The 1435-nt window shown below is 34.8% G+C and carries 1 pseudogene; it reads left to right on the forward strand.

Going from position 1 to position 1435, the window contains the following annotated elements:
- Window positions 1–22: 22 nt before the first annotated feature.
- Window positions 23–1258 (forward strand): annotated as a pseudogene (locus HMPREF2801_RS05700) (VirD4-like conjugal transfer protein, CD1115 family); the annotation flags it as partial.
- Window positions 1259–1435 lie beyond the last annotated feature (177 nt).

Below are 1435 nucleotides of genomic sequence, written 5' to 3' on the forward strand. Positions count from 1 at the left end.
TTTATGTCCTTGACAAATCTTCCCAAAAGGAACAATAGTCATTGAGTGTGGGAAGATGCTTGAAGATAATGGCTATGAGATAAAAATCTTAAATACCATCAACTTTAAAAAGAGTATGAAGTACAATCCATTCGCCTATCTCAGAAGTGAAAAAGACATACTTAAATTGGTACAGACAATCATTGCAAATACTAAGGGAGAGGGTGAAAAAGCAGGTGAAGATTTTTGGGTGAAAGCCGAGAAACTCTACTATACGGCTTTGATAGGTTATATTTTTTATGAAGCTCCAAGAGAAGAAAAGAACTTTGCGACACTACTGGATATGATAGATGCTTCAGAAGTCAGAGAAGATGATGAAACCTATATGAATCCCATTGATAGACTATTTGAAGCATTGGAAAAGAAAGAGCCTACGCACTTTGCGGTAAAGCAATATAAGAAATACAAACTTGCTGCTGGAAAAACGGCAAAGTCTATTCTTATTTCATGTGGTGCAAGGCTTGCTCCTTTTGATATTCAGGAGCTTAGGGACTTGATGAAAGAAGATGAACTTGAACTTGATACACTTGGAGATAGAAAGACAGCACTCTTTGTTATTATCTCTGATACAGATGATACTTTTAACTTTGTGGTGTCTATCATGTACTCACAGTTATTTAATCTACTTTGTGATAAGGCAGATGATGAGTATGGAGGAAGATTACCTGTTCATGTAAGGTGTTTGCTTGATGAATTTGCAAATATCGGCTTAATTCCAAAGTTTGAGAAGTTAATAGCGACAATCCGTTCAAGAGAAATATCTGCAAGCATTATTTTGCAAGCACAATCTCAGCTAAAGGCAATTTACAAGGATAATGCAGATACCATTGTCGGTAACTGTGATAGCACGCTATTCTTGGGTGGAAAGGAGAAAACAACACTTAAAGAGCTATCAGAAACGCTTGGAAAGGAAACGATAGATCTATATAATACATCGGAAACAAGATCAAATGCTAATAGTTATGGACTCAATTACCAAAAGACAGGAAAAGAGCTGATGAGTCAAGATGAGATAACGGTTATGGATGGCAGTAAATGTATCTTTCAGCTTAGAGGTGTAAGACCGTTTTTATCAGATAAATTTGATATTACAAAGCATAAGAATTACAAGTTACTTGAAGATTTTAATAAGAAAAATGCCTTTGATATTGAGGAATATATCAAGAGAAAAGGGAAAGCAAAATTAAATAGAGAAACGGTTATTACAAGAGTGCAGTAAGTCTAAAGAACATAGATTTGCTGCTTTTTTATTACTCAAAATCAGGAGGAAAGATGGTAAGGATAAGAAGTCCCACTAAGGAAAACTAAATAGCAAGAGTATCAGCGATTGGAAAAGAAAAACTCCGATCGCTTTTTTTATTGAAGAGAAAAGGAGAAATTTTTAATGAAGCAAGAA

The sequence above is a fragment of the Peptoniphilus sp. HMSC062D09 genome (genome assembly GCF_001811425.1).
In the GTDB taxonomy this organism is placed as follows: Bacteria; Bacillota; Clostridia; order Tissierellales; family Peptoniphilaceae; genus Peptoniphilus_A.